The organism is Mucilaginibacter glaciei, assembly GCF_014773245.1.
In the GTDB taxonomy this organism is placed as follows: domain Bacteria; phylum Bacteroidota; class Bacteroidia; order Sphingobacteriales; family Sphingobacteriaceae; genus Mucilaginibacter; species Mucilaginibacter glaciei.
On sequence record NZ_JACWMX010000002.1, the window covers coordinates 424340 to 450349 of the forward strand.

22 protein-coding genes are annotated in these 26010 nt (G+C 41.9%); 13 read left to right on the forward strand and 9 right to left on the reverse strand.

What is annotated here, in order from left to right; all coding sequences use genetic code 11:
* Positions 1-66 precede the first annotated feature (66 nt).
* The 5 genes from IDJ76_RS06620 to IDJ76_RS06640 form a co-directional block, all read right to left on the reverse strand.
* Positions 67-399 (reverse strand): hypothetical protein, encoded by a 333-nt coding sequence (locus tag IDJ76_RS06620; protein WP_191161998.1) that lies wholly within the window; start codon positions 397-399, stop codon positions 67-69.
* 56 nt (positions 400-455) lie between these two features.
* The gene (locus IDJ76_RS06625; RefSeq protein ID WP_191162000.1) at positions 456-797 is read right to left on the reverse strand and encodes a hypothetical protein; all 342 of its coding nucleotides are present in this window, start codon (positions 795-797) and stop codon (positions 456-458) included.
* A gap of 30 nt (positions 798-827) precedes the next feature.
* A complete protein-coding gene (locus IDJ76_RS06630; RefSeq protein WP_191162002.1) occupies positions 828-1835 on the reverse strand; it encodes an NAD(P)H-dependent glycerol-3-phosphate dehydrogenase in 1008 nt (335 codons plus the stop codon).
* Positions 1836-1980: 145 nt separating this feature from the next.
* Complete coding sequence (locus IDJ76_RS06635) at positions 1981-3324, reverse strand: efflux RND transporter periplasmic adaptor subunit (RefSeq protein WP_191162004.1); 1344 nt, start codon at positions 3322-3324, stop codon at positions 1981-1983.
* 27 nt (positions 3325-3351) lie between these two features.
* On the reverse strand, positions 3352-4794 hold the full coding sequence (locus IDJ76_RS06640) for a TolC family protein (protein WP_191162006.1): 1443 nt from the start codon (positions 4792-4794) through the stop codon (positions 3352-3354).
* Positions 4795-4885: 91 nt separating this feature from the next.
* Between IDJ76_RS06640 and IDJ76_RS06645 the strand changes: the two genes are divergently transcribed.
* The 6 genes from IDJ76_RS06645 to IDJ76_RS06670 all read left to right on the forward strand — a co-directional run bounded on the left by IDJ76_RS06645 (position 4886) and on the right by IDJ76_RS06670 (position 10138).
* The gene (locus tag IDJ76_RS06645; RefSeq protein ID WP_191162008.1) at positions 4886-5506 is read left to right on the forward strand and encodes a polysaccharide deacetylase family protein; all 621 of its coding nucleotides are present in this window, start codon (positions 4886-4888) and stop codon (positions 5504-5506) included.
* Between the two features lie 182 nt (positions 5507-5688).
* A complete protein-coding gene (locus IDJ76_RS06650; protein ID WP_191162010.1) occupies positions 5689-5892 on the forward strand; it encodes a hypothetical protein in 204 nt (67 codons plus the stop codon).
* Positions 5893-5974: 82 nt separating this feature from the next.
* Positions 5975-7078: a PQQ-dependent sugar dehydrogenase gene (locus IDJ76_RS06655; RefSeq protein WP_191162012.1), complete on the forward strand. Its 1104-nt coding sequence runs from the start codon at positions 5975-5977 to the stop codon at positions 7076-7078.
* 50 nt (positions 7079-7128) lie between these two features.
* On the forward strand, positions 7129-7335 hold the full coding sequence (locus IDJ76_RS06660; protein WP_191162014.1) for a hypothetical protein: 207 nt from the start codon (positions 7129-7131) through the stop codon (positions 7333-7335).
* Positions 7332-7724, forward strand: coding sequence for a type II toxin-antitoxin system VapC family toxin (locus IDJ76_RS06665; protein WP_224746217.1), 393 nt, complete (start codon positions 7332-7334; stop codon positions 7722-7724). Before IDJ76_RS06660 ends, IDJ76_RS06665 begins: the two co-directional genes overlap by 4 nt.
* Positions 7725-7870: 146 nt before the next feature.
* Positions 7871-10138, forward strand: a complete 2268-nt coding sequence (locus IDJ76_RS06670; protein ID WP_191162017.1) for an aconitate hydratase — start codon at positions 7871-7873, stop codon at positions 10136-10138.
* Between the two features lie 240 nt (positions 10139-10378).
* Here IDJ76_RS06670 and uvrA read toward each other — a convergent pair whose 3' ends face one another.
* The gene (uvrA, locus tag IDJ76_RS06675) at positions 10379-13309 is read right to left on the reverse strand and encodes an excinuclease ABC subunit UvrA (RefSeq protein WP_224746218.1); all 2931 of its coding nucleotides are present in this window, start codon (positions 13307-13309) and stop codon (positions 10379-10381) included.
* 420 nt (positions 13310-13729) lie between these two features.
* Between uvrA and IDJ76_RS06685 the strand changes: the two genes are divergently transcribed.
* The 6 genes from IDJ76_RS06685 to IDJ76_RS06710 all read left to right on the forward strand — a co-directional run bounded on the left by IDJ76_RS06685 (position 13730) and on the right by IDJ76_RS06710 (position 18815).
* A complete protein-coding gene (locus IDJ76_RS06685; RefSeq protein ID WP_191162019.1) occupies positions 13730-14314 on the forward strand; it encodes an RNA polymerase sigma factor in 585 nt (194 codons plus the stop codon).
* A 276-nt stretch (positions 14315-14590) separates the two neighbouring features.
* Positions 14591-14788 (forward strand): hypothetical protein, encoded by a 198-nt coding sequence (locus IDJ76_RS06690; protein ID WP_191162021.1) that lies wholly within the window; start codon positions 14591-14593, stop codon positions 14786-14788.
* A 214-nt stretch (positions 14789-15002) separates the two neighbouring features.
* The gene (nth, locus tag IDJ76_RS06695) at positions 15003-15761 is read left to right on the forward strand and encodes an endonuclease III (protein ID WP_191162022.1); all 759 of its coding nucleotides are present in this window, start codon (positions 15003-15005) and stop codon (positions 15759-15761) included.
* A 113-nt stretch (positions 15762-15874) separates the two neighbouring features.
* Positions 15875-16882 (forward strand): recombinase RecA, encoded by a 1008-nt coding sequence (gene recA, locus IDJ76_RS06700; protein WP_191162025.1) that lies wholly within the window; start codon positions 15875-15877, stop codon positions 16880-16882.
* Positions 16883-16999: 117 nt separating this feature from the next.
* Positions 17000-17860, forward strand: coding sequence for a DNA-methyltransferase (locus tag IDJ76_RS06705; RefSeq protein ID WP_191162027.1), 861 nt, complete (start codon positions 17000-17002; stop codon positions 17858-17860).
* Positions 17832-18815 (forward strand): XcyI family restriction endonuclease, encoded by a 984-nt coding sequence (locus IDJ76_RS06710; protein ID WP_224746219.1) that lies wholly within the window; start codon positions 17832-17834, stop codon positions 18813-18815. The genes IDJ76_RS06705 and IDJ76_RS06710 overlap by 29 nt, the downstream gene beginning before the upstream one ends.
* Positions 18816-18843: 28 nt before the next feature.
* Here the strand turns inward: IDJ76_RS06710 and IDJ76_RS06715 are convergent, their stop codons facing one another.
* The gene (locus tag IDJ76_RS06715; protein WP_191162031.1) at positions 18844-19014 is read right to left on the reverse strand and encodes a hypothetical protein; all 171 of its coding nucleotides are present in this window, start codon (positions 19012-19014) and stop codon (positions 18844-18846) included.
* Between the two features lie 69 nt (positions 19015-19083).
* Positions 19084-20085, reverse strand: coding sequence for a tRNA (adenosine(37)-N6)-threonylcarbamoyltransferase complex transferase subunit TsaD (tsaD, locus tag IDJ76_RS06720; protein WP_191162033.1), 1002 nt, complete (start codon positions 20083-20085; stop codon positions 19084-19086).
* Positions 20086-20280: 195 nt separating this feature from the next.
* On the opposite strand from tsaD, the gene IDJ76_RS21120 reads away from it, so the two are divergent.
* Positions 20281-24747, forward strand: a complete 4467-nt coding sequence (locus IDJ76_RS21120; protein ID WP_191162035.1) for a translocation/assembly module TamB domain-containing protein — start codon at positions 20281-20283, stop codon at positions 24745-24747.
* A gap of 9 nt (positions 24748-24756) precedes the next feature.
* Here the strand turns inward: IDJ76_RS21120 and IDJ76_RS06730 are convergent, their stop codons facing one another.
* Entirely contained in the window at positions 24757-25962 is a 1206-nt protein-coding gene (locus IDJ76_RS06730) for a bifunctional 3,4-dihydroxy-2-butanone-4-phosphate synthase/GTP cyclohydrolase II (protein ID WP_191162037.1), read from the reverse strand.
* Between the last annotated feature and the right edge of the window lie 48 nt (positions 25963-26010).

A 26010-nucleotide genomic window follows, 5' to 3' on the forward strand; every position in this document is an offset into this window, starting at 1 on the left:
AGTTTAGTTTAGTTTTGTTTACAAAGCCTCTCGTTTGTTAATCATACGGGAGGTTTTTGTTTTTACTCATTTTACAAATTCTATTGCTACCGAATCGGGGAACATCAGCTTCATACTGTGATCATCCAACTTTTGAATTACAAATTTGGTATATGGCTGATTACCTTCAAATGATGTAAAGATGGTATCGCCCTTTATAAAATAGTCTTCGGCCACGGGTGCAGCACCATCTTCTAAAGTAAATTGCTTATCGGTTATCTTTAATACAGTTACGCCGTCCTTTGATTTCCAGGTGCCCGGTAATTTAGGGTTAGTTTGCTTACCGCTATTGCTTGTACAGGCGGCGGCAGCCAATACAAAGAGACAGGCAGATAAATTAATAATGGTCAGGTTTTTCATTGTGGCAGGTATATAAAAAAAGCACCTGTTAGGTACAGGTGCTTTTAAGTGTAGTATTACATAGGTTTGTTGACCAATGTGGCCTTTTTCACATAAACATGTTTGCCTTTACCATTCACATAGTAGTAAGCCGAATTTTTGTCGATGTAAACGGTTTCACCATTAGGCGCAACCTTACCATCAAACTTTTTGTCTGCAACCGCAGCGGCACCTTTTGAAGCTACCTCGGCAGTTCCGTTACCAACCTTTACGGCTGTTTTCTTGGTAGCCTTCCAACCTTTTTTGGCGCCATTGCTAATTTTCCCACCTAAGGTAGAGTCCTTATGGGTTTGAGCAAATGTGGATGATGCGGCAAATAAACTGGCAGCAAATAATGCTGATTTGAATAAACGTTTCATAGGAGTATTTAAATTAAGTTGTTGTATAATCTAACTCAATTTCTCTGCCAGTTTGCGCATTTCTGTAGCGGGTGCGGTTTTTTTATACAAAATAGCGTATACAGCTTCGCAAATGGGCATTTCAACTTTATACTGCTTATTTACTTGGTGTAGGCAATTTACTGCATAATAACCCTCGGCAACCATATTCATCTCTAACTGAGCCGATGTTACCGTGTAACCCTTCCCTATCATATTACCAAATGTACGGTTACGGCTAAATTGCGAGTAAGCAGTAACCAGCAGATCGCCCAGGTAGGCAGATTCCATAATATCCCTGTCAATGGGGTGTACCGATGCTACAAACCTATCCAGCTCACGGATAGCATTTGATATCAATACCGACTGAAAGTTATCGCCATATCCAATGCCGTGGCAAATGCCGCTGGCAATTGCGTAAACATTTTTCAGCACGGCACCGTACTCGGTGCCATAAATATCGTCAGACACGATAGTTTTAATGTAACGGGTATTCAGCATACCGGCAAACTCGGCAGCAAGTGCGGCATCTTGTGATGCTATGGTTAGGTAGGATAGCTTTTCTAACGCTACCTCCTCTGCATGGCATGGCCCGCTTATTACCAGGAAATCTTCGAACGAAACCTGGTAATGCTGATTCAGAAACTCTCCAATGATCAGATTCTCGTCAGGCACTATACCCTTGATGGCCGATACGATCTTTTTGCCCTTCAGGTCATCGGCGGTAATGTCCTTTAGCGCTTGTTTTAAGAACGCAGCAGGCACGTTAAGCAATATGCAGTCTGATTTCTGAACGAGCGCTTTCAGGTCTGATGATATATTTGCGGCAGGCACCTTTATCTCTACCGAGCTTAAATAATTAGGGTTGTGCCCAAAATTTTGGATATGGTCAACCGCTTCTGCATTCCGCATCCACCAAAAAATCTCTTTTTCGGTTGTATTGTCGGTCAGCATTTTAACGTTAGCTGTAGCCCAACTGCCACCGCCAACAACGGTTATTTTGTTTATTTGCTTAAGCATTACTCATGTAAGTATACAGCCGCCTAATTGGTTTTAACGGCACAGCAAATAAATGAATTTATAAGCTAAAAGGCATCAGGAAAAGGGATAAAAAGAAAAAGGACGAAAGAGCTTCGTCCTTCAATCCTTATTCTTTTTATATAAATTAATCCTTCTTCGCGTCGCCGGTGAACAGTTTCGATTTATCAACCTTCTCCACCACCATGCCGTCGTTCAGGGTTTTAGAGATTGCTGCAAACGGTGCAGCTACAACTTCTTCACCCCCTTTAAGGCCGCTTAGTATTTGTATATAAGTATCATCCTGTATACCGGTAGTTACCGCAACCTGTTTTACCTTACCTGCCGAATAAACAAATACGTACTCTTTAGCCGGTGCAGAGTCTGAAACTTTTTTCTTGGCGTCATCATCAGCTTTTGGCTTATCAACGGTGTTTTTCTTTTCCTCGCGGGTAGTAACTGACTGTATTGGCACCGATAATGCCTTTACATGGTTGGTTTGGATATCAACGGTAGCAGTTAATCCAGGGCGGAACGGTGAATGGTTGGCAGCGTTCTTTTTCAACAAATCGATGTAGGATTGCGCGGTGATGCGCACTTTAACGGTGAAGTTGGTTACCTGGTCGGCATTAGTACCTACCACATTAGCTGAACTACCTATTTCAATTACTTCACCCTCAAATTTCTTACCTAAAAATGCATCTATCTCAATTTTAGCAGGGTTGCCTACTGCAATGCGGTTAATGTCGTTCTCATTCACGTCAACATTTACATCCATTTTTGTAAGGTCGGATATGGTCATGATCTCGGTGCCCGCAAATTGCTGGGTACCCAAAACACGTTCGCCCTGCTCAATTGACAATTTTGATACTACACCATCAACCGGTGCGTAAATGGTTGTTTTAGCCAGATTATCCTGCGCTTCTTTAACAGAAGCCTGCGATTGGGCCAGGCCGTAGGTAGAACCTACAACGTTTTGCTTTGATGCTTCTAACGATGCCTTTGCGCCTTCGTAATTTGCTTTTGTCTGCTCAAACTCGGCAGTGGTTAATACTTTTTTATCGTAAAGCTCTTTACTCCTTTTGTAGATAGAAGCCTGGTTGGCGAAGGTAGCCTCAGATTGCTTAAGCATTTGCGATGAATTACCTACGCTTGCTTTTTGCGTGTTGTATGACGCTACTGCACGATCGTATCCTGATTTCAGGATATCCGGGCGGATACGGCAAAGCAGCTGCCCTTTTTTCACCACATCACCCTCTTTGATAGGCAATTCAACCACCTCGCCAGATACTTCGGGGCTAATCTTTACCTCAACGTGTGGTTTGATCTTGCCGCTGGCAGATACGGTTTCATTAATGTCGCGGCTATCGGCCTTTTCAATAGCTACCTGCGTAACTTTAGGCTTACCAATTACCCCTGCTACTTTGAGTATGATTAGTAATACGATCAAAGCGCCAAGGCCAATCAAAATATATTTAGTAGTCTTTCCCATAATATTTTCAGGATTTTATTTAGTGTATTAAAGTTTAATAGGGTTGCCTAAGTAGTAATCAATAATTTTACTGCGGAACACCACTTCGTAGCGTGCCTGGATTAGGTTAAACTGCGAGGTGTTCAGGTTAGTTAGCGACGTATTATAATCGAGCGAGTTAACCAAACCTACGTTGTAGCGTTGTTGTATCACGTTAAAGGCATCTTTATTAGCCTGGTATGTTTGCTGTGTAGATACATACTTTTTCTCGGCAGCACGTACATCCCAAACAGCCTGGTAAATTATTTTACCCAGGTTGTTACGGGCCAATTGTTCTGTCACTACCGCATTCTCATAATTTATTCTTGCCTTACGTACAGATGTACGGGCAGAAAACCGGTTAAATATCGGGATCTGTAAAGTGATACCTACCGATTGGTTAAAGTTGTCGCTTAGTTGCCTGCCTAAAGGGTAATGTAATACAGGTGTGGTAAAATTAGGTACAACCACTGCGTTACCAGAGTTTTGTACAAATCCTACCGTATCTACCCTACCGGTTGCAACAGGGAAACCAAACTGCCTGCGGGCATCAGAGTAATTGGTACCCACCTGCCCAAATAATACAACACTTGGGTAATAGTTCCCTTTAGCGATGCTGATATTTTGTTTGGCTACTTTTTGACGTGCTTCGGCAAGGCTGATATCCGGGTTAACCGCCAGGGCTGTTTTTAATACTGCTTCTGCGTCAAATATAGTACTGATATCGCGCAGCTGGCTAATGTCGGGCTTCTCGACCGTTATATTGGCGGAAGGCGCCATCTCCATAAGTTGTTTGAGCGTAAGTATAGATAATTCTAACTGGTTTTGTGCGGTTGTATAGTTCAAATCGGCGGTTGATCCCTGTGCCTTAGCCTGAGACAGATCGGCAAGGGTTTGATTGCCCACATCGAAGTTTTTTTGTGCCCTGTCTAAAGTGATCTTGGCAATGTCAATTTGCTGTAATGATGCAGCTACCAGGTCCTGGTTGGTTAGTACGCTTAAATAGGTGGTTACGACGTTAAGTACCAAATCGTTTTTAACCTTAGCTGTGCTACCGCGGTCGGCATCAAGCTGCAAGCGGTTAGCGATGATTTGGTTACGGAGCTGCCCACCCTGAAAAAGAGTTACCTGCGAACTGGCCGTACCGCTTAATGCAAAAATACGCTGGTTGGTAAACTGGTTGGTGGATGGATCGATATTACGGCCAAAATTTAAGGAGGCCTGCGGCCCGGCGGTTAAGTTAGGTAACAGGTTGTATTTAGATTGCTTTAGGGTTTCTTCGGTTATCGCCTCGTTAAACTGCGACTGCTTAATAGTCAGATTGCGCTCAAGCGTATAGTCGATAGCTTTTTGCAGGGTAATTAGTTCCTGCGCTTTTGCATTTAAATTAGCTATCGCAAATAATATAAAGCAGGCAATGGTTACTTTTGATAATGGTAATTTTAGTTTCATGATAAGTTGGTGTACAATTCTAAGTAAAAGCTAATTACTCTGAAAGCTTTATTTGTTTGTTGATAATGAAACATTCTAACTCCTAATTTACATGTATCTGGTAAAAACGCCCTGGTTGCTTAAAAAGCTGTACCCTAATTTAATATGGGACATAAGGCCGGCTACCCGCTGTATTTATTTGACTTTTGACGACGGCCCTATACCCATTGTTACACCTTTTGTGTTAAATATTTTAAAAAGGTTTAATGCCAAGGCCACCTTCTTTTGTATTGGCGATAACGTATACAAGCATCCCGACATTTTTGAGCAGGTAAAAGCCGACGGGCACACCATAGGTAACCATACCTTCAACCACCTTAAAGGATGGGATACCGATAGCATTAGATACCTTGAAAACTTTTTGGAGGCCGACAAATTATTAGATACTTCGCTCTTTCGCCCGCCTTTTGGTCGGATCAAGAGGGAACAAGTGAAACTCCTAAAAAACGCCCGGCCCGACCTGCAAATCATCATGTGGAACATACTAAGTGCCGACTTCGACATTAACCTAAGCCCCGAAAAGTGTTTGAGTAATGTGATCAATAATACAGGTGCCGGTGATATCGTATTGTTTCACGATAGCCTGAAAGCTTTTGACAGGATGCAATATGCCTTGCCTAAAGCGTTGGAGCATTGGAGCAAGAGGGGGTACGAGTTTAAAAGTTTATGTTAATTATAAATCCAATTATGCACCCTATCTTCAGATACCTCATTACCCGACTATTAATTTCCATTGTTAGTACTGCGCTTGTCTACATTTTTTATCCAATCATAACCAGTCATCAAAGTCTAACCAATCTTGGCGCGGTATTTCTGATCACTACATTTTGCAGTTTTTTTATCCACTTCATTTATTTGGCTGTATTTAAATGGCTGCTTCGCAATAAACAAGGGTTGCTCATTATTAAAGCAGTGGTTTGTTTTGCGGTTATTCCTGCTTGCTTCGTGGCTATTGGCCTGTTTACCTACGGGGTAGATTATAAAGGTGTACTTTTAAGCGCAATAGCTATCGGGCTGCCTAATGCTGCTTTGCCTTACCTGGAGAAGAAAATAGGTTAACAACGGTTGATACTTCGCCCCTGCAACAATTTGCGGTCTTTATTGTTACAAATATAACCCCCACTTACTCAATACTTAGCTTATGAAAAAATGGACAATTTTCGCCGCTATATTTTGTGTGGCATTATTTATCACCTGTAAAAAAAATTCGGACGATACAGGCAGCGGTACACAACCCGATGCTACTTTAACAGATGCCGTATTAACCCAAAATCTCAGCTTCCCCTGGGAAATACTGTGGGGGCCTGACAATAAACTCTGGATAACCGAACGCGGTGGCAAGATCAGTCGCGTTGATCCTGCAACAGGGGTAGCAACTCCGGTATTCACCCTCAGCGATGTGGTATCGCAAGGCGAGGGTGGCCTTTTAGGGATGGTGCTCCACCCCGATTTTAGCACCATTCCCGAAGTTTTTGTAGCTTACAATTATAATAAGGCAGGTGTGTACACTAAAAAGATCGTCAAATTCACATACAATGGCACTACGCTTGTAAACCCTGTGGTGTTACTAGATAACATCCCCGCTTCAACTACGCACAACGGTACCCGTTTAGCCATATCGCCCGATAAGAAGCTGTTTGTTACCAGCGGCGATGCTTCTGTATCATCTCGAGCGCAGGACAAAACCAATTCGGCAGGTAAAATTCAACGTATCAATTTAGATGGCAGCATCCCTGCCGATAACCCGGTAGCGGGCAGCACGCTTTGGAGTTACGGGCACCGCAACCCGCAAGGCCTCGTATTTGTTGGCGACAGGCTTTACAGCTCGGAACATGGTAATACAACCGATGACGAAGTAAACATCATTCAAAAAGACCGCAACTTTGGCTGGCCGAACGTAGAAGGATTTTGCAATACTACTACCGAACAAACATTTTGCGCAGCCAACAATGTGGCCGAACCTATTTTTGCATGGACGCCTACTATTGCCCCCTCTGGCATTGATTTTTACAGCCATAACTCAATCCCTCAATGGAAAAATTCGCTGTTATTGGCTGTATTGAAAGACCAGGAATTGCTGCAGCTTAAGCTGAATACCGCCGGTGATAAAGTGGAGGTTATTAATACCTTTTATAAAAATACCTACGGCCGCATGCGCGATTTGGCTATTTCGCCAATCGGCGATGTTTACATCATTACCAGCAATGGTAGTAATGATAAGATCATAAAAGTGAGTGTAAAGTAGCATAACTATTTTGAGGTTTTATCGTAACTTTAGATATTATAAAAATCAGAATGATAACGATAACAGTAGATTTACTTCATGATAAGGCCTTAAATCTTTTAAGAGATTTAGAGGCTGTAAATTTGATAAAATTGCATAGCGAGGATTTACTAACTGACGCTGAAAGAGTTTTATCATTACAAAGCCTAAAAGGTAAAATGACAAAGCAATCCGTAGAAGAGATAGAGCGGCAATTAGCTGAATTTCGGGAAGAATGAAATCAGTATATCTTTGGGATACCAACACGGTGATATACTTTTTGCAACATCAGTTTTCAGCTTTAGCTGAACAAAAAATCGATGAGTTAGTAAAAACAAATGCTGCTGTCATTTCCGTCATAACAGAAATTGAACTTTTAAGTTGGCGATCTTCAAATGAAGAGGATATCATAACCATCAAAACTTTTTTGTGGAGTAGCTACATATATCCACTTGATAATGATGTCAAACAAAAAACCATTGAGATCAGAAAACAATTCAAACTGAAATTGCCTGATGCTATAATTGCCGCTACCGCCTTAGTTTATGGCAAAACACTGATCACACGCAACGTTTCGGATTTTGGCAAGATACCGGGGATCAAACTCCTTAACCCCTTCGCGGATTAAGGAGACGCCGTTTGAATTTATTTAGAACCTATCCAAATAGCAATTGTACAAAACGCTGACTGTGAATAAAGTTTATAATTTGTAAATTCGCGGCTACCCTGTTAAAGGGTATCAATTTCTTTACTACAACCAAAAAATCAAACAATATGGCTTTTGATTTAGACATGATCAAAAAGGTTTATGATCGCTACAGCACCCGTGTGGATGCTGCCCGTACAGCGACCGGTAAACATTTAACCCTGACTGAAAAAATATTATACGCTCACCTTACCGAAGGCGATGCTAAACGTGCTTTTGAACGTGGTGCAGACTACGTTGACTTTGCACCAGACCGTGTTGCCATGCAGGATGCAACTGCCCAAATGGCGTTATTGCAGTTTATGCAGGCAGGCCGCCCGCAGGTTGCTGTACCATCTACCGTACATTGCGATCACCTGATCCAGGCTAAAGTTGGTGCTGTAAGCGATTTAAGTACTGCTGTTGATATTAACCGCGAGGTTTATGATTTCCTTTCATCGGTATCTGATAAATACGGTATCGGTTTTTGGAAAGCCGGTGCAGGTATCATTCACCAGGTTGTTTTAGAGAACTACGCATTCCCCGGTGGTATGATGATAGGAACCGACTCGCACACACCTAACGCAGGTGGTTTGGGTATGGTTGCTATTGGTGTTGGTGGTGCCGATGCGTGTGATGTAATGGCAGGCTTGCCATGGGAACTAAAATTCCCTAAACTGATAGGTGTTAAATTAACCGGTAAATTATCGGGCTGGACATCAGCTAAAGACGTTATCTTAAAAGTAGCGGGTATACTTACTGTAAAAGGTGGTACCGGCGCTATTGTTGAATATTTTGGCGAAGGGGCACGTTCGCTTTCTGCAACAGGTAAAGGTACCATTTGTAATATGGGTGCCGAGATCGGCGCAACCACTTCCATATTTGGTTACGACGAGAAGATAGCTGCTTATTTAAGGGGCACAAGCCGTACCGAAGTTGCTGATATGGCCGATGCGGTTGCTGAACACTTAACCGGCGATGACGAGGTTTACGCTAACCCGGCTGCTTATTTTGACCAGGTGATCGAGATCAACCTATCTGAATTAGAGCCACATGTTAACGGCCCATTCACTCCGGATTTAGCATGGCCTATCTCTAAATTCGCTGCTGCTTTACGCGAAAACAACTGGCCTACCACTTTAGAAGTTGGTTTGATTGGTTCATGTACCAATTCATCTTACGAGGATATTACCCGTTCTGCATCTATTGCCAAACAGGCCATCGATAAAAACTTAGAAACAAAGGCTGAATTTACCATCACTCCGGGCTCGGAACTGGTACGTTACACGGTAGAGCGAGATGGTTACTTAGGCACCTTTGAAAACATGGGTGGCGTGGTAATGGCTAACGCTTGCGGCCCTTGTATCGGTCAGTGGGCGCGTCATACAGATGATCCTACCCGCAAAAACTCTATCATTACTTCATTCAACCGTAATTTTGCAAAACGCCAGGACGGTAACCCTAACACGCATGCATTTGTTGCTTCTCCTGAGATCGTTACGGCGTTTGTAATAGCGGGCGACCTAACCTTTAACCCGTTAACAGATACGTTAACCAACAAAGCCGGTGAACAGGTTAAATTTGATGAGCCGGAAGGTATTGAAATGCCGATAAGAGGTTACGCAGTTGAAGATGCCGGTTACCAGGCACCTGCCGAAGATGGCAGCCAGGTACAGGTTTTGGTTAGCCCAACCTCGGCACGTTTACAATTGTTAGAGCCATTTACCGCATGGGAAGGTACCGACATTACCGGCCTGAAGCTTTTAATAAAAGCCAAAGGTAAATGTACTACCGATCATATCTCCATGGCAGGCCCGTGGTTAAAGTTCCGCGGCCACCTGGACAACATATCTAACAATATGCTGATCGGCGCTATCAACTACTTTAACAATACTGCAGACAGCGTTAAAAACGAACTGACCGGCGAATATGGCCCGGTTCCGGCAACACAGCGTGATTACAAAGCCAATGGCATTGGATCTATCGTGGTGGGCGACGAAAACTACGGTGAAGGTTCATCACGTGAGCATGCGGCAATGGAGCCACGCCACTTAGGTGTACGTGCCATACTGGTAAAATCATTTGCCCGTATCCATGAAACCAACCTGAAGAAACAAGGTATGTTGGGTATCACCTTTGCTTATAGCAACGACTATGATAAAATACAGGAGGATGATATCATCGACATTACCGGCTTAACTACTTTTGCCCCTGGCCAGCAGTTAACCGTAGTGTTACACCACATTGATAGTACTACAGAATCATTCCAGGTTAACCATACTTATAACGCTCAGCAAATTGAGTGGTTTAAAGCAGGCGGCGCATTAAACATCATCCGCAGGCAAATGGCTAACTAAGTTAAAAGTCGAAAATAAAAAGTTAAAGCCTTCCCAAATGGGGAGGCTTTTTTTTGTGAGGTTTCCTTCTTGTCATTCGAACGAGGTACGAGGAGAAATCTTCTTCTTTAACAAAGCTTACACATGTCTTACGCAGAAGATTTCTCCTCGCTATCGCTCGTTCGAAATGACAATCGTTGTAATGCAAAAATAGCGATTGGTATTAAACCCATCGCTATCCAATCTCCAATCACTAATCTCTTAAACAAACCTATCCGCCAAATATTTCCCCGTGTAGCTGTCTTTAACTTTAATCAGGTCTTCGGGCAGGCCTTCAAAAACTACTTTGCCTCCACGATCGCCGCCTTCGGGGCCAATGTCAATTACCCAATCGGCACATTTAATCACATCCATATTGTGTTCTATTACAATTATGGTATTACCGTGCTCCAATAAAGCATCGAAAGATTTGAGCAACTTTTTGATATCTGCAAAATGTAACCCGGTGGTCGGTTCATCAAAAATGAACAGCGTTTTGTGCGTGTTGTTGCCTTTCACCAGGAAAGACGCCAGCTTAATCCGCTGTGCCTCACCACCAGACAAGGTGTTTGACGATTGCCCCAGCTGTACATAACCCAAACCAACATCAACGAGTGGTTTAATTTTATTGATGATCTTGGTTTCTTTGGCAAAAAACTCCAGGCCCTCGTCAATGGTCATTTCTAAAACTTCAGAAACATTCTTTTCATTATAGGTAATATCCAGTATATGTTGTTTGAAGCGTTTACCGTTACAAGCTTCGCAGGTTAAAAAGATATCAGCCATAAATTGCATTTCTATCTTCACCTCACCCTCACCCTGGCAAACATCACATCGGCCACCCTCCACATTGAAGGAGAATTGCGATGGTTTTAAACCCGCGGCTTTTGCCGATGGCAATGCCGAGTAAAGGTTCCGGATCTCGTCCCAAGCCTTTACATAAGTAACAGGGTTAGAGCGTGACGACCGGCCAATTGGGTTTTGGTCAACCATCTCTACCTGCTCTATTTTTGCGTAATCACCTTCAATACTATCATAAGCACCGGTTTGGTCGCCGTTATAATTGCCTAATGTTTTTTGCAATGCAGGCGCCAGGATGCGTTTTACCAAACTGGTTTTACCGGAGCCTGATACACCCGTAACCACAGTTAGCACCCCTAACGGGAACTTAGCATCAACATTTTGCAGGTTATTTTCGCGGCCGCCTTTTATCTCAATAAAATCGCTCCATTTACGGCGTGTTTTAGGGATCGCAATTTCTTCGCGGCCGCTCAGGTATTTACCTGTAAGGCTTTCATCGTCAACAATGATTTGGTCATACGTACCGGTAAAGATCAAATTACCACCATGCGTACCTGCTTCCGGGCCAATGTCAATAATATAATCGGCCGCTTTCATGATCTCCTCCTCATGCTCAACCACCAAAACGGTATTACCAACATCACGTAACGAACGTAAAACCGTAATTAACCGCTGCGTATCGCGTGGGTGAAGGCCAATGCTGGGCTCATCTAAAACATATATGGAACCTACCAGACTACTACCTAAAGAAGTAGCCAGGTTGATCCGTTGCGACTCGCCGCCAGAAAGGGTATTTGATAAACGGTTAAGCGTTAAGTAACTTAAGCCAACGTCATTTAAGAAATTTAAACGGTTGGTAATTTCAAGCAATAAACGCTTACCCACCTTAAGGTCGATTTCGTTAAGTTTTAAACTGCTGAAAAAGTCAAAAGCTTTATCTAAAGGCATCAATACCACATCCTGGATAGACATACCCTCGATTTTTACATACGAAGCATCTTTACGTAAACGGCTGCCCTTACATTCCGGGCAGGTGGTTTTACCACGATAGCGCGACAACAACACCCGATACTGGATCTTGTAAGTTTGCTCCTCCATTTCTTTGAAAAAAGCATTCAGACCACGGAAGTATTGGTTACCTGTCCACAACAAACGCTGCTGCGCCTCGGTCAGTTGATTATACTGGCGATGGATAGGAAAATCGAACTTCAAAGAACTTTTAACCAGCACATCATTCCATTCGCGCATTTTTTCTCCGCGCCATGGGGCAATGGCACCTTCGTAAACGGTTTTGCTTTTATCCGGTATCACCAAATCTTCATCAATACCTATTACCTTACCATAACCTTCGCATTTTTTGCAGGCACCATAAGGGTTGTTAAAGCTAAAAAAGTTGGGCGACGGCTCCTCAAAGCGCATATCGTCCAGTTCAAAACGATCGCAAAAAAAGCGCTCATTTTCTTCGGCAGCTTCCGGCTCACGGTAGCGTACGTAGCAATCGCCTTTACCTTCAAAAAATGCGGTCTGGATACTATCGCCTAACCGGCTTATTGTTTCCTCCTCTTCATTTTTTGTTATCCGGTCTATAACAATTCGTACCGGCAGGTTATGCGTAGTAAGCGATGTATTGCGGGCAGTTTCATCGTTCTCGGCCTCGTCTTCGCTTGCTGCTTTAGATTTTTTGCTTTTAGATTTTGGCTTGGTTACGGCAGCTTCGTCGGCTGTCAGCAAATTAGTGTTGATACTTTCATCCTCCAGCATTTCTTCAATTCGCGATAGTTTGCCATTATACTCTACCCTTACAAAACCCTTTTGCAGCAATACCGCCAACTCCTCTTTCAGGCTGCGATTGTTATGCGGGTGTAGGGGGCATAGTATAGTTACCTGGCTGTCATCCGGCATAGCCGTAATAAAATTGATCACATCGGTCACCGAATCTTTTTTTACTAGACCACCACTTATTGGCGAGATAGTTTTACCTATCCGTGAGAACAGCAACTTCAGATAGTCATAGATCTCGGTAGAAGTACCCACGGTTGACCGCGGATTACTTGTAATTACCTTTTGCTCGATAGCGATAGCGGGCGCAATACCTTTGATATAATCTACATCGGGCTTGTTCATGCGACCTAAAAACTGACGCGCGTAGGATGACAAGCTCTCTACATATCTGCGCTGCCCTTCGGCATACAGGGTATCAAAAGCCAGGGACGATTTACCAGACCCCGACATACCCGTAATAACGACCAGTTTGTTTTTGGGAATGGCCACATCCAGATTTTTAAGGTTGTGTACCCTTGCGCCCTTTATGATTATATTTTTCTGCGGATCTTTTTCTGCTTCTTTGATCATTGGATATTGTTGTTGCCCATAGCTGATAGTCCATAAACTATAGTAAGAACCAATTTATTTAATTTAGGTTTAAACCAAGGGTATTAACCTAAGTCTAACGACTGAAATGGCTATGGACTATTGTGCTATAATTATACACGGCGTTTGGATTGCAAAAATCCTAAAATATTTAGCGTTATCCAAATAGGTTTAATTTATTAAGCTTGGTTTATAAGTGATTAGTAAAATGTTTGCACTACCCTGACACGGAATTTTATTTTGCAAACTATACAGCATACCCAGTTAAAAAATATTTGTTTTTATTTTTTAGATTATTATATTTGAGGGTAACATTTTTCACCCCCCTAAAGGAAACACTATAGATAGAACTCTACTTTTAATAACGACAAAATATTTAATTTAGTTTATTAGTAGTTTTCTATGGATTTTCAATTGAAAAGTGATCAGGATCTAATCCATCTTTATATTGCCGGCGATGAGGCCGGGCTTGTCGAGTTAATACGACGATACCAATCAAAAATTTATACTTCTATTTACCTGCTTGTTAAAGACGAAGCTTTGGCCGAGGATATTTTTCAGGATACGTTTATTAAAGTTATTAATACGCTTAAAGCAGGTAAATACAATGAGGAAGGTAAGTTTTTACCTTGGGTAACCCGCATTGGCCATAACCTGGTGATTGACCATTTCCGCCGCGAGAAACGCGCACCAATGGTTAACAATGGCGACGACTTTGATATTTTTGAAGTGTTGGGTAATTATGATGAAAGTGCTGAGGATAAATTGGTGCGCGAGCAAACCCATAAGGATTTAAAGGCCCTGATCCAGTTGCTGCCGTCAGAACAAAAAGAGGTTTTGATTATGCGCCACTTTGGCGATATGAGCTTTAAAGAAATTGCCGATGTTACCGACGTAAGCATTAACACCGCCCTCGGCCGCATGCGCTACGCCTTAAACAACCTGCGCAAAATGATGCAGGGTAAAGAGTTGAGCCTGAAAAATTAAATAGCCATTGCATACTATTGTTAAATACAAGCCGTTGACTACTCAATGGCTTTTTTGTTTAGAATAGCCCTTTACTGTCGAAAACTGATTTCAGTTAACGAAAATTTTTGTTACCGTCATCAATCCGGTTTCTGTTAAACAAGCACAAATCCGGGATAAATAAGGTAACATAATCAGCAGGTTAAGAGGCGTGAAAAAAATTTCATTAAATTTTCATTTTCATAAAATATTCGCAAAAAAGTTCCGTTATTTACTATAAATTAATAAACGTAGCTTATGGGTGAAACCTTTACAAAAACTTTAAATGCGGTTACTAACACAGTTCAAGTGAAAGAATCTGAGGTACAGGAAAATCTGGAAGCTGATGATGTGATTTTTTATCATTCCATCCGCGCTGATTTGGATCTATTAAAGAAAAATCCAAAACTGCAGACCATCCACCACATCCTCGATTATTCCAGGAGCATTCAGTAGTATTACGCTGACCCCAGCACTGGCTCATGGATCATACAGTTTGGCAACAGCCGGCAGTTTGATTTATGAGCCTTTCTATTTTTATAAGGTTTATTAGTTCATTTGCTCATTAGTTCATTGCCGGTATTTTATACTTTTACGCGTTGATTTGCTTATTGCTTGAAACAGGACGAAACCAATAATCAAATGAACCAGTGAACCAATGAACTAAAAGATGCTTAAAGCCGACCGTTACCGCCATTTTGTAGATTACTTTTCAAAAAACCAGCCCGATGCGGTTACCGAGTTGCATTACAAAAGCCCCTATCAATTATTGGTGGCGGTAATATTATCTGCGCAGTGTACAGATAAGCGCATTAACCAGATAACCCCAGCCCTTTTTGAACGCTTCCCGGATGCACCCTCGTTGGCGGCTTCTGATGCTGACGAGATCTTCACCTACATCCGCAGTGTGAGCTATCCTAATAATAAAGCCAAACACCTTGCAGGCATGGGCAAGATGCTGATGGAAAAATTTAATAGCGAAGTTCCGTCAGATCTGAATGAACTGCAGCAGCTACCCGGTGTAGGCCGTAAAACCGCCAATGTAATTGCATCTGTTGTTTTTGACGCGCCGGCTATCGCGGTAGATACACATGTGTTCCGGGTATCCAACCGCATCGGCTTAACAAGGGCGACCAACCCGCTACAAAGCGAACGACAATTGGTGGAAAATTTGCCGGAGGATACCTTAGCTATTGCGCACCATTGGCTTATACTGCATGGCCGCTACATTTGCGTGGCGCGTAGCCCCAAATGCGAGATTTGCCCGCTTACCTGGTTTTGCAAATATTACGCGCAGCACAATACAGAAACCGCCCTGCAAAAAGCGGAGGCACTTAAGCTTAAAAAGGCCAAAGACGCCAAAAAGAAAAAAACGCTAAACGCCATTAGTAAAGAATTGGCCAAACGAAGTGTTGATAAAGATATTTGATTGATAACTACCTGTTCGGTAATTTCAATGCGCATTAAATTATTAAAATAAAATACTAAAAATATTAGTATTTATAAAAACTCTTACTTATATTTGTTTCACAAAAATTTCAGATGAGCAATACAGACAAATTAAAGGCATTGCAGCTTACCCTTGACAAGCTGGAAAAATCATACGGAAAAGGTACTATTATGAAATTGGGCGATTCCAATATCGAGCCTACTGAGGTGATATCAACAGGTTCGTTAGGCCTTGATATTGCGTTAGGTGTTGGCGGTTTGCCTAAAGGCAGGGTGATTGAGATCTACGGCCCGGAATCTTCTGGTAAAACTACCCTGGCTATACATGCCATTGCCGAGTCACAAAAGAAAGGTGGTATTGCTGCCTTTATCGATGCAGAGCACGCGTTTGACCGTTTTTACGCCAAGAAATTAGGGGTAGATGTGGAGAACCTTTTGATCTCTCAGCCAGACAATGGTGAGCAGGCTTTAGAAATTGCCGATAACCTGATCCGTTCAGGCGCTATTGATATATTAGTTATTGACTCTGTTGCGGCGTTGGTGCCAAAGGCCGAGATAGAAGGCGAAATGGGCGATTCTAAAATGGGTTTACACGCCCGTTTAATGTCGCAGGCATTACGTAAGCTAACCGGTACTATCAGCAAAACTGGTTGCTGCTGTATTTTCATTAACCAGTTGCGCGATAAAATTGGTGTGATGTTCGGTAACCCGGAAACTACAACCGGTGGTAACGCTTTAAAATTCTATGCGTCGGTACGTTTAGATGTACGCCGTATTTCACAGATCAAAGATACCGACGAAGTATCAGGTAACCGTGTTAAGGTGAAGATAGTGAAAAACAAGGTTGCACCTCCGTTCCGGATAGCCGAGTTTGATATTATGTTTGGCGAAGGTATCTCTAAGGCAGGCGAGATCATTGACCTGGGTGTAGAATACAACATCATCAAAAAGGCAGGTTCATGGTTCAGCTATGGCGAAACCCGCCTGGGCCAAGGCCGCGATGCTGTTAAACAATTGATATTGGATAACCCTGAATTAATGGAGGAACTGGAAGCTAAGATCAAAGCAACCGTTACCGGTGAGGCTTTAGCCGAAGCATAGATTGCTGTTATTAAATATTGAAAGCCTTCTTCTAAGAAGGCTTTTTTTGTACAATCGCTTTAAACATTAGCGATATACTTTAATCATACTTAAATTTGCTTAGTTAATATTAAATAGATGCTTGACACGGAAGAATTAATAATTTCCAACAAAATAGAATCAAAAGGTTGGTTAAAATCCCAAATATTACATGGTGATACGAGAGATGTTGTTAAAGACCTACCAAATAATTTTTACTCATCGTGCATCACAAGTCCTCCTTATTGGGGAAAGAGAGATTATGGCTACAATGAGCAAATTGGAGCAGAGGAAAACCTAACTGAATATATAGAAAACTTAGTCAAAATTTTTGGTACTCTTAAAACAAAATTAAAGTCAGATGGCACCCTATGGCTAAATGTCGGCGATTCTTATACGAGTGGCAATAGATCTTGGCGATCTGAAGATAAAAAAAACCCTGCTCGTGAAATGTCTTATAGGCCACGGACACCAATTGGGTTAAAGCCAAAAGATTTAATTGGCATTCCTTGGAAGTTAGCATTTGCTTTGCAAGCTGACGGTTGGTATTTACGTTCAGATATCATTTGGTATAAACCCAATTGCCAGCCGGAATCTGTTAAAGATCGACCTACACAGTCCCACGAATACATTTTTTTATTCTCTAAGTCAGAAGATTATTATTACGACTATGAAAGTATAAAAGAGCCCGCGGCTGAGATAGGCAAAACACGAAATAAAAGAACTGTTTGGCAAGTAAATACGGAACCTTTGCCAGAAGCCCATTTTGCTACTTTTCCTGAAGAATTGATCAAACCAATAATTAAAGCTTCTGCAAGAGAAAACGATTTTGTAATCGATCCCTTTTTTGGGGCGGGCACTGTTGGTGTAGTTTGCAATAAATTAAACCGAAATTTTCATGGAATAGAACTTAAACAAGATTATATTGACATTGCAAACAAAAGAATTGATGCCAAGTAATGTTTTGTACCCAGTGTTATCTGCAGATTTGCAGGCTGGCTTTCACTATAGATTGAAAGCAATAAAGGAACTGTATTTTCATGAAGCACTTAGTAAGACGGTTAAAACAATAAAAATTTCTGATATTGATTTTGACCTTAACAAGTACGTTAATGAAAATTCACTACGACAATTAGCTTCGTTATCCTTACGGGGAGAAATTATTTTTCCTACCCCGCATTTATTGTATAACAATCCGTTTCTTGTCGGTTACTATCGATTGTTATTAGGATTTTCTCAAAAAGAATTTTACACAAAAGGGCCGTTCGGTGCGTTCAGGTCGATGGAAGAGAAAGGGAAAATCTCAAGAATAGCATCAGTTAATTTGGAAGGATTTTGTATAAGCTTAATTAGCACAGCCGAATCTTTAATATCTCAATTGGGAGATTTTAATCGTTTTACGTTGGCAGAACTTCAACTGTTAACAGTTGGTCCGCAACTAAGAGGATCAATGAATAATGAATATGGACAGATTGCCACCCAAAAAACATTTAACCTTATTAAGGATCTTGTTAAACAATATATACTGTCATCAACACCAGCCAGTATTGAAATAAAAAACAACTCTGGTAGAATTGTTGAAATTAAATTCTCTGCTGATCCAGATATAGAAATAATAGAAAAATTAACAAGTGGTTTCAGAGGGCTAATTTCAATTGAAATCAAAGGAGGTAAAGACTATTCTAATATTCATAACAGGATAGGAGAGGCCGAAAAAAGCCATCAAAAGGCTCGTCAACGAGGCTACTTCGAATTTATGACAATCATTAGTGTCGAGATTGATTATTCGCTATTAAAATCAGAATCACCTACTACCAGTCACTTCTTTCATTTAGATAAAATATCTGAAATAAACAACTCTGAATATAGTAAATTCAAAGAGTTATTATCCTCAATTCTCGGTGTAAATATTTAACAAAACCAATTTTCGAACTATGGCTTTTTTATTTACCGCCGGTTTTCCAGTACATATAGGCAATACAGCCTACCACCATTATAGCCAAAACAATAAGGCCGGTAACGCCTTTACGTTTATCCTGGCGCATCACCCAAACCAAAAACACAACCAGCGGCAATACAAAGACAGTCCAAAATATAAGTGAAGGGATATTCATCTATTGATTTATTGAATAGTTGATTTAAACAAATCGGGCAGTTAATCACTAACTCGCTTATTATAATTATTACATCGGCATCCTTGCCAACGGTGTAATTTCCTGCCCGGCAAATTCGCCTTTTAAAAATTTATAGTATCCGGCAATGGCAATCATAGCCGCGTTATCCGTACAATATTCAAATTTAGGGATAAAAACATTCCAACCTTTTTCGGCACCCAGTTTGGTCAATCCCTCTCGCAACCCTGTATTGGCTGATACCCCTCCTGCCAAAGCAATATCCTTAATTCCATACTCATCGGCCGCACGCATTAATTTATTTAGCAATATAGTAGCGATCCTATGCTCTACCGACGCGCAAATATCAGCTATATTTTCGGCTATAAAGTTTGGGTTAGCCCTAACATTATCCCTTATAAAATAAAGTATAGCAGTTTTAACACCACTAAAGCTAAAGTCAAAACCCGGTATCTGCGGCTCGGGGAACTTATAGGCGTTGGGGTTACCGTTGCGGGCGTTTTTATCAATCAGCGGGCCGCCGGGGTAAGGCAAGCCTAATATCTTGCTGGTTTTGTCCATCGCCTCGCCGGCAGCGTCATCAAGCGTTTGGCCTATCACCTCCATCTCAAAATAATCTTTAACCAACACAATTTGCGTATGCCCGCCCGATACGGTAAGACATATAAACGGAAACGTCGGCTTTTTTGGGCCGATAAAATGCGCCAGAATATGCGCCTGCATATGGTTTATATCTATTAGCGGCAGGTTGCGGGCCAGCGCAAATGCCTTAGCAAAGGATACGCCAACCAATAAAGAGCCCAAAAGTCCCGGTCCGCGTGTAAAAGCTACCGCATCAATATCATTTTTGCTTACTTTTGCGTTCAATAATGCTTGTTGTACAGCCGGAACAATGTTTTGCTGATGAACCCTTGAGGCAAGCTCGGGCACAACACCGCCGTATGCTTCGTGAATGGTTTGATTGGCAATAACATTGCTCAATATTTCACCATCAACGCAAACTGAGGCTGATGTTTCATCACATGAGGATTCGATAGCTAATATTACAGGCACTATTCAAGTCAAAAGTCAAAAGTTTAAAGTCAAAAAAAAAAGACTTTGCTTTTGAGTGAAATTTATAAATAAATTCAGAAAGTAAAACACTTAGTGCGTTTTTGAATTTTTACCTTTGAATTCTTAATTAACTACAAAGTTATTAAAAAACTACTCAAAATAGCGTTAGGTGTCGTACTGATAATTTTGTTGCTGGTGAGCGTGGTTTTAGTGCTTATACAGTATGAGCCCGTGCAAACCTGGGCGGCAAAAAAAGCAACGGCATATCTGTCCAAAGAGCTTAACACCAAAGTTGATGTTAAGCGGCTTAAAGTGGTTCCGTTTTCATCGGTTGTATTAGAGGGGCTTTATATTTTAGATAAGCAGCAGGACACGCTATTAAGCACTCCCAAACTCGCGGTAGAGCTGAGTGGCTTTTCTGTATTCAACAGCATCAAAAAAAAGACGATCAATTTCGAATCCATCCAATTGGATAACGGATCATTTTATCTTAAAAAATTAAAGGATAGCACTACCAATCTTGATTTTGTTCTCAATTACTTCAACTCTGGTGATACCACTAAAAAGAAAAGCCAGCCATGGACACTTACGTTCCAAAAAATAGCGGTCAATAATTTTCATTTTAAATATAAAAATAGCCTTCGTAATGAGGCAGTAAGCGGGGTTAATTTCGATGACATAGATGTAAACCATTTCAGCACCATAGTGCGGAACATGGATTTAAAAAATCACTTGTTTAAGGCACGGATCGGCGGCCTTACGCTGCACGAGAAAAGCGGTTTTTTTGTGCGCAACTTTAATGCAAATGCTACCATTGATACCAACCAGGTATTGCTGCAAAACCTTAATATCCTTACGCCGAACTCCAGCCTTCGCAATTACTTCCGGATGAAGTTCAAATCATTCAGCGATTTTAGCGATGTCGAAAACAAGGTAATGATGGATGGCGATTTTATGCAGTCGCATTTATCCTCAAAGGATATAGCCTATTTCACTCCATCATTGGGTAAAATCAACTTCGAGCTTGGTGTTGATGGCCGTATTCGCGGATTGGTAAACAACCTGCGGGCTACAAATCTTACCGTAACTGCTGCCCAAGCTACCTTTATAAAGGGTGATTTCCATTTAACCGGCCTGCCCGATTGGGAGAATACGTTCCTGCAGTTAAAGTTCGACCAGATAGCCACGAATAAAAAAGACCTTGATTACTTATATAGTCATTTTACAGGCAAAGCCAATCAGCATGTGCCGGCAATTGTGGCCAAGTTTGGCAACATCAATTTTAACGGAAGGTTTACCGGCCTGCAAAACGATTTTGTAGCTTTTGGTACATTTAAAACTAATCTGGGCAGGTTTGACCCGGATATTAATTTAAAAATTAACAAAGCAGGCGTGCCTAGCTACAGCGGCAAAGTCCAAACATCAAATTTTGACCTGGGCACTTTGCTAGGTGATAAAACCATTGGCCGCACTACCTTAAGCGCTAATGTTACCGGGCGCGGTGATGACCTAAAAACCTTAAATGCAAAGGGCGACGCAAAAATTGCCTACATCGGTTTTAAAGGATATAACTATACCAATTTGGTAACCAGCGGAAGCTTTGTGAACAAAGTTGTTACGGGCAAAATTAATGTGAACGATAAAAACCTTAAACTGAACTTTGCAGGCAGCGTAAATCTGAACCCTACCTTACCTGTTTATGATTTTACGGGTACAGTTAATGCCGCAAGGTTAAATAAGTTAAAGCTTATAAAAGACACTATTACCTTTAATACTAATATCCGCACCAGGTTTTCGGGTAATAGCCTGGAGAACCTGGACGGCAACATCCTGCTTACAGGGATCCGCATAATTGACCCGCGAAACGATTATGTAGTAGATACCCTATCTGTTATGGCAAGTGGTAAAGGTGCCGAAAGGATCATCGCCTTAAAATCTGACGTGGCTGATGGAAGCATTAAAGGTACTTTTGACCTGGGCACGTTACCATCGTATTATAAAACTATAGCAAAACAGTATATCCCCTCGTTAAAAACGGATATCGTAAAACCTAAGCCGCAGAACTTCGATTTTACACTTACCCTCAAAAACCTCGACCCCCTGACGGCCATTTTTATGCCCGACCTGAAAATACCGGAGCAGGGTACGTTTGTGGGCAAGTTTAACTCAACAGATAAAACGGCTACGCTAAACGGATATATTAAAACCATTAAACTGGGAAAGATAGTGTTTCATGATTTTATTATTGATGAAAGCACTAATGACGATTTCCTGGGACTGAACGTATCCTTGAGCAAAGTTGATCTTACAGATAGCTTGTTTATCAAAAACATCAACGTAACTAATTTCCTGAAAAAAGACAGCCTCAACTTTAACATCAAATTATCTGATAAAGACGCGGCAAACCAGTTAGACCTTTACGGCCTGGTTGAATTTGGGCGCGATACAACGGCGAAACTTAAACTGTTACCCTCTGATGTTGTGCTGGAACGCGAAAAGTGGAAAATTCAAGATCAGGTACGCATCCGTTTGTTGGATGGTAAAACGCAGGTTTCGGGTTTCGAACTTTCTAACGGGAAACAGAAAGTACGCATCAACGGCTTTATATCTGATAACCCAACTGACGAGCTGAAGATTAATTTCGAAAAATTCAGCATGGCTACCTTAAACCAGCTCACCAAATCATCTGGCGTGTTATTAAACGGTGCGTTAAATGGCGAGGTAAAACTCACCTCGATCATCAAATCGCCGGGGGTTGACGCCAACTTAGGGATCGATTCATTAATGATGAATAAAACCCTGGTAGGTGATGTTAAGATAAAATCGACACTTGATAACGCACGCGAAGCAGCAAAAGTAAACCTGAATATAACCAACCGTGGTTTAGAAACCATGAATATTGCCGGCATATACGCCATTGGCAAAAAGGGCACAAGTGACAACCTTGACTTTGATGTAAAGATGGATAAAACCGAGGCCATTATATTTGAACCATTTATCAAAAACCTGGTATCAAACGTAAAGGGTACGCTATCGGCCAATCTCAAACTCACCGGCAACCCATCAAGCCCCGCCTTAAATGGCGATCTTTCTTTAAATAACACCGGCCTTACGGTTAACTACCTTAAAACAGCTTATACCGTTAACGACAAGCTGAACGTGGCTAACAGCGTAATAAAAATTGATAAGATGGTGTTAAAGGACTATAAGGGCGGTAAGGGCGAGGCAAACGGAACGGTAGACTTGAATAACCTGGCCAACCCAACGCTTAATATTTCACTCGATGCTGATAACCTACTTGCGCTTAATACCACATTTAAAGATAACCATATATACTACGGAGTTGCTTATGGCACAGGTAAATTTAGCTTTACCGGGCCTATAGACAATATGAAGATAGATATTAAGGCGAGTACCCAGGAAGGGACCATTTTTAATATCCCGTTAAATACCTCCATCACCGCTGTTGATTACGACTTTATACGTTTTGTAAACCATAATGATACCACGATGAAGGTGGTGGATAAAGTAAAATCATTTAATGGCATTACCCTTAATTTTGACCTTACAGTTGATGAGAAAACTGTAGTACGAATAGCTACCGACTACGGTATATTGGAAGGCAGTGGCCAGGCCAGGAACCTAAAACTAAATATTAACAGCCTGGGCGATTTTGAAATGTTCGGCGATTTTACCATCACATCGGGCAAGTTTGAATTTACTGCGAAAGACTTTATAAGCAAAAACTTTACGGTAAGCCAGGGCGGCACCATCCGCTGGACGGGTAACCCGTCTAATGCAGAGATTAACCTAAAGGCATTATATGAAGTGCGCACCAATATTGCGCCGTTGTACACTGCTGCGGGCCTGCAATCACCGTTTGGGCCCAAACAAGTATTGGTACAGGCCGAATTGCTGATCACTAAATCGCTGTTACAACCTAACATTGATTTCAATTTTAATTTCCCGGTGGAGCCTGCCATTAAAGATGACCTTACCACTTACTTGTCTGACAATAATAACCGGAGCCAACAAGCCTTAAGCATCATTGTACGGCGCAGTTTTGCATCGGGTACGGGCAGCAATTTAACTAACCAGGTACTTGGAACCGCGCGCGATGCAGTAAGCGAATTTGCTTTTAATAAGCTTAACAACTTTATTTCGCAGTCAAATCTTAAAAATTTCGACATTAACATCAGGTCTTTTAACGATGCCAGTCTGGGCCTGCGTTTTTTTGGTGATAGATTACTATTCAACGGCAATGTGTATTCCAACACAGGCACCAGTGATATTTTCAACAATAGCCAAAGCTTGCTTACCACAGATTTTAGGACGCTTACCAAGGATGTAGAAGTGCAATACCTGATCCGTAAGGATGGCAACCTGCGCGCAAGATATTCTTATAGGGCGTTAAACAGTACCACCCTTAATACCATAAACGATAACCTGGGTGTACAATATGTAAATGGAATTGGTTTGGTGTATCAGCGCGATTTTGATACGTTCAGCGAATTTATCCGCAACATATTCAGGCAAGGCAGGCGCACTAAAGCACCTGTAAAACCATTGCCTAACCCACCGGCAACAAATACACCAGTAGTATCGGGGGGCAGCACACGCGGAGGCGGCGATGATACCGAAGACGAAAAGCTGGAAAATTAACTAACTTAATTAATGCTCGCGCATAATAGCGTGATCCATCTTATCCCTTTTAGTACGCAGGTAAGCCTCGTTATGTGGGTTAGATGCGATCTCTATCGGCATGTTCTCGACAACCTCTAAACCATAGCCGATAAGCCCGGCGCGTTTTTTAGGGTTATTAGTTAACAAGCGCATTTTTGAAATGCCCAGGCTGCGCAGAATTTGCGCGCCAATACCATAATCACGCTGGTCTATCTGGAAACCCAATTTAACGTTGGCTTCAACAGTATCCAGGCCGTTTTCTTGCAGATGATAGGCCTTTAACTTGTTTACCAGGCCAATACCGCGGCCTTCCTGGTTCATATAAACAATAACGCCTTTACCTTCTTTACTGATGATCTCCATTGCTTTGTGCAACTGTGGCCCGCAATCGCAACGGCAAGATCCAAAGATATCGCCGGTTACACATGAGCTGTGTACGCGCACCAAAACAGGCTCGCCGGGTGCCCACTCCCCTTTTACAAGGGCTAAATGGTTTTCGCCGGTATCTAACTGCGTATATGCTATCATATCAAAATCGCCCCACTCGGTAGGCATTTTAACTGATACTTCCTTTTTAACCAACGATTCGGTATCTAAACGATACGCGATAAGGTCTTTAATAGATATGATTTTCAGGTCAAATTCTTTGGCCATAACCAACAATTCAGGCAGGCGGGCCATATCGCCATCCTCCTTCATTATTTCGCAGATAACCCCGGCAGGTTCAAAACCGGCTAACACCGATAGGTCTATAGCAGCCTCGGTGTGGCCCGACCGTCTTAATACGCCCCCATCTTTACCAATTAACGGGAATATATGGCCAGGGCGGCCCAAATCTTCTGGCTTAGTAGCCGGGTCAATTAAGGCAAGGGTAGTTTTAGAGCGGTCTGTTGCAGATATACCGGTAGTACAGCCGTTTCCCAGCAGATCTATAGATACCGTAAAATTTGTCTCATGCGAGGTGGTATTCTTGCTTACCATCAGCTCCAGATCTAATTCTTGCGCGCGCCTTTTTGTAATTGGTGTGCAAACCAAACCACGGCCATGGCGAACCATAAAATTGATGGTTTCTGGCGTGGCGTTACGTGCAGCGGTTAAAAAGTCACCCTCATTCTCACGATCTTCATCGTCAACAACAATAATGGTTTTACCTGCTTTTATAGCTTCAATTGCTTCCGGGATGGTGTTAAGCATTGCTTTAAAAATTTATGACACCGGCAATTACTGCTGTTATGTAGCTAT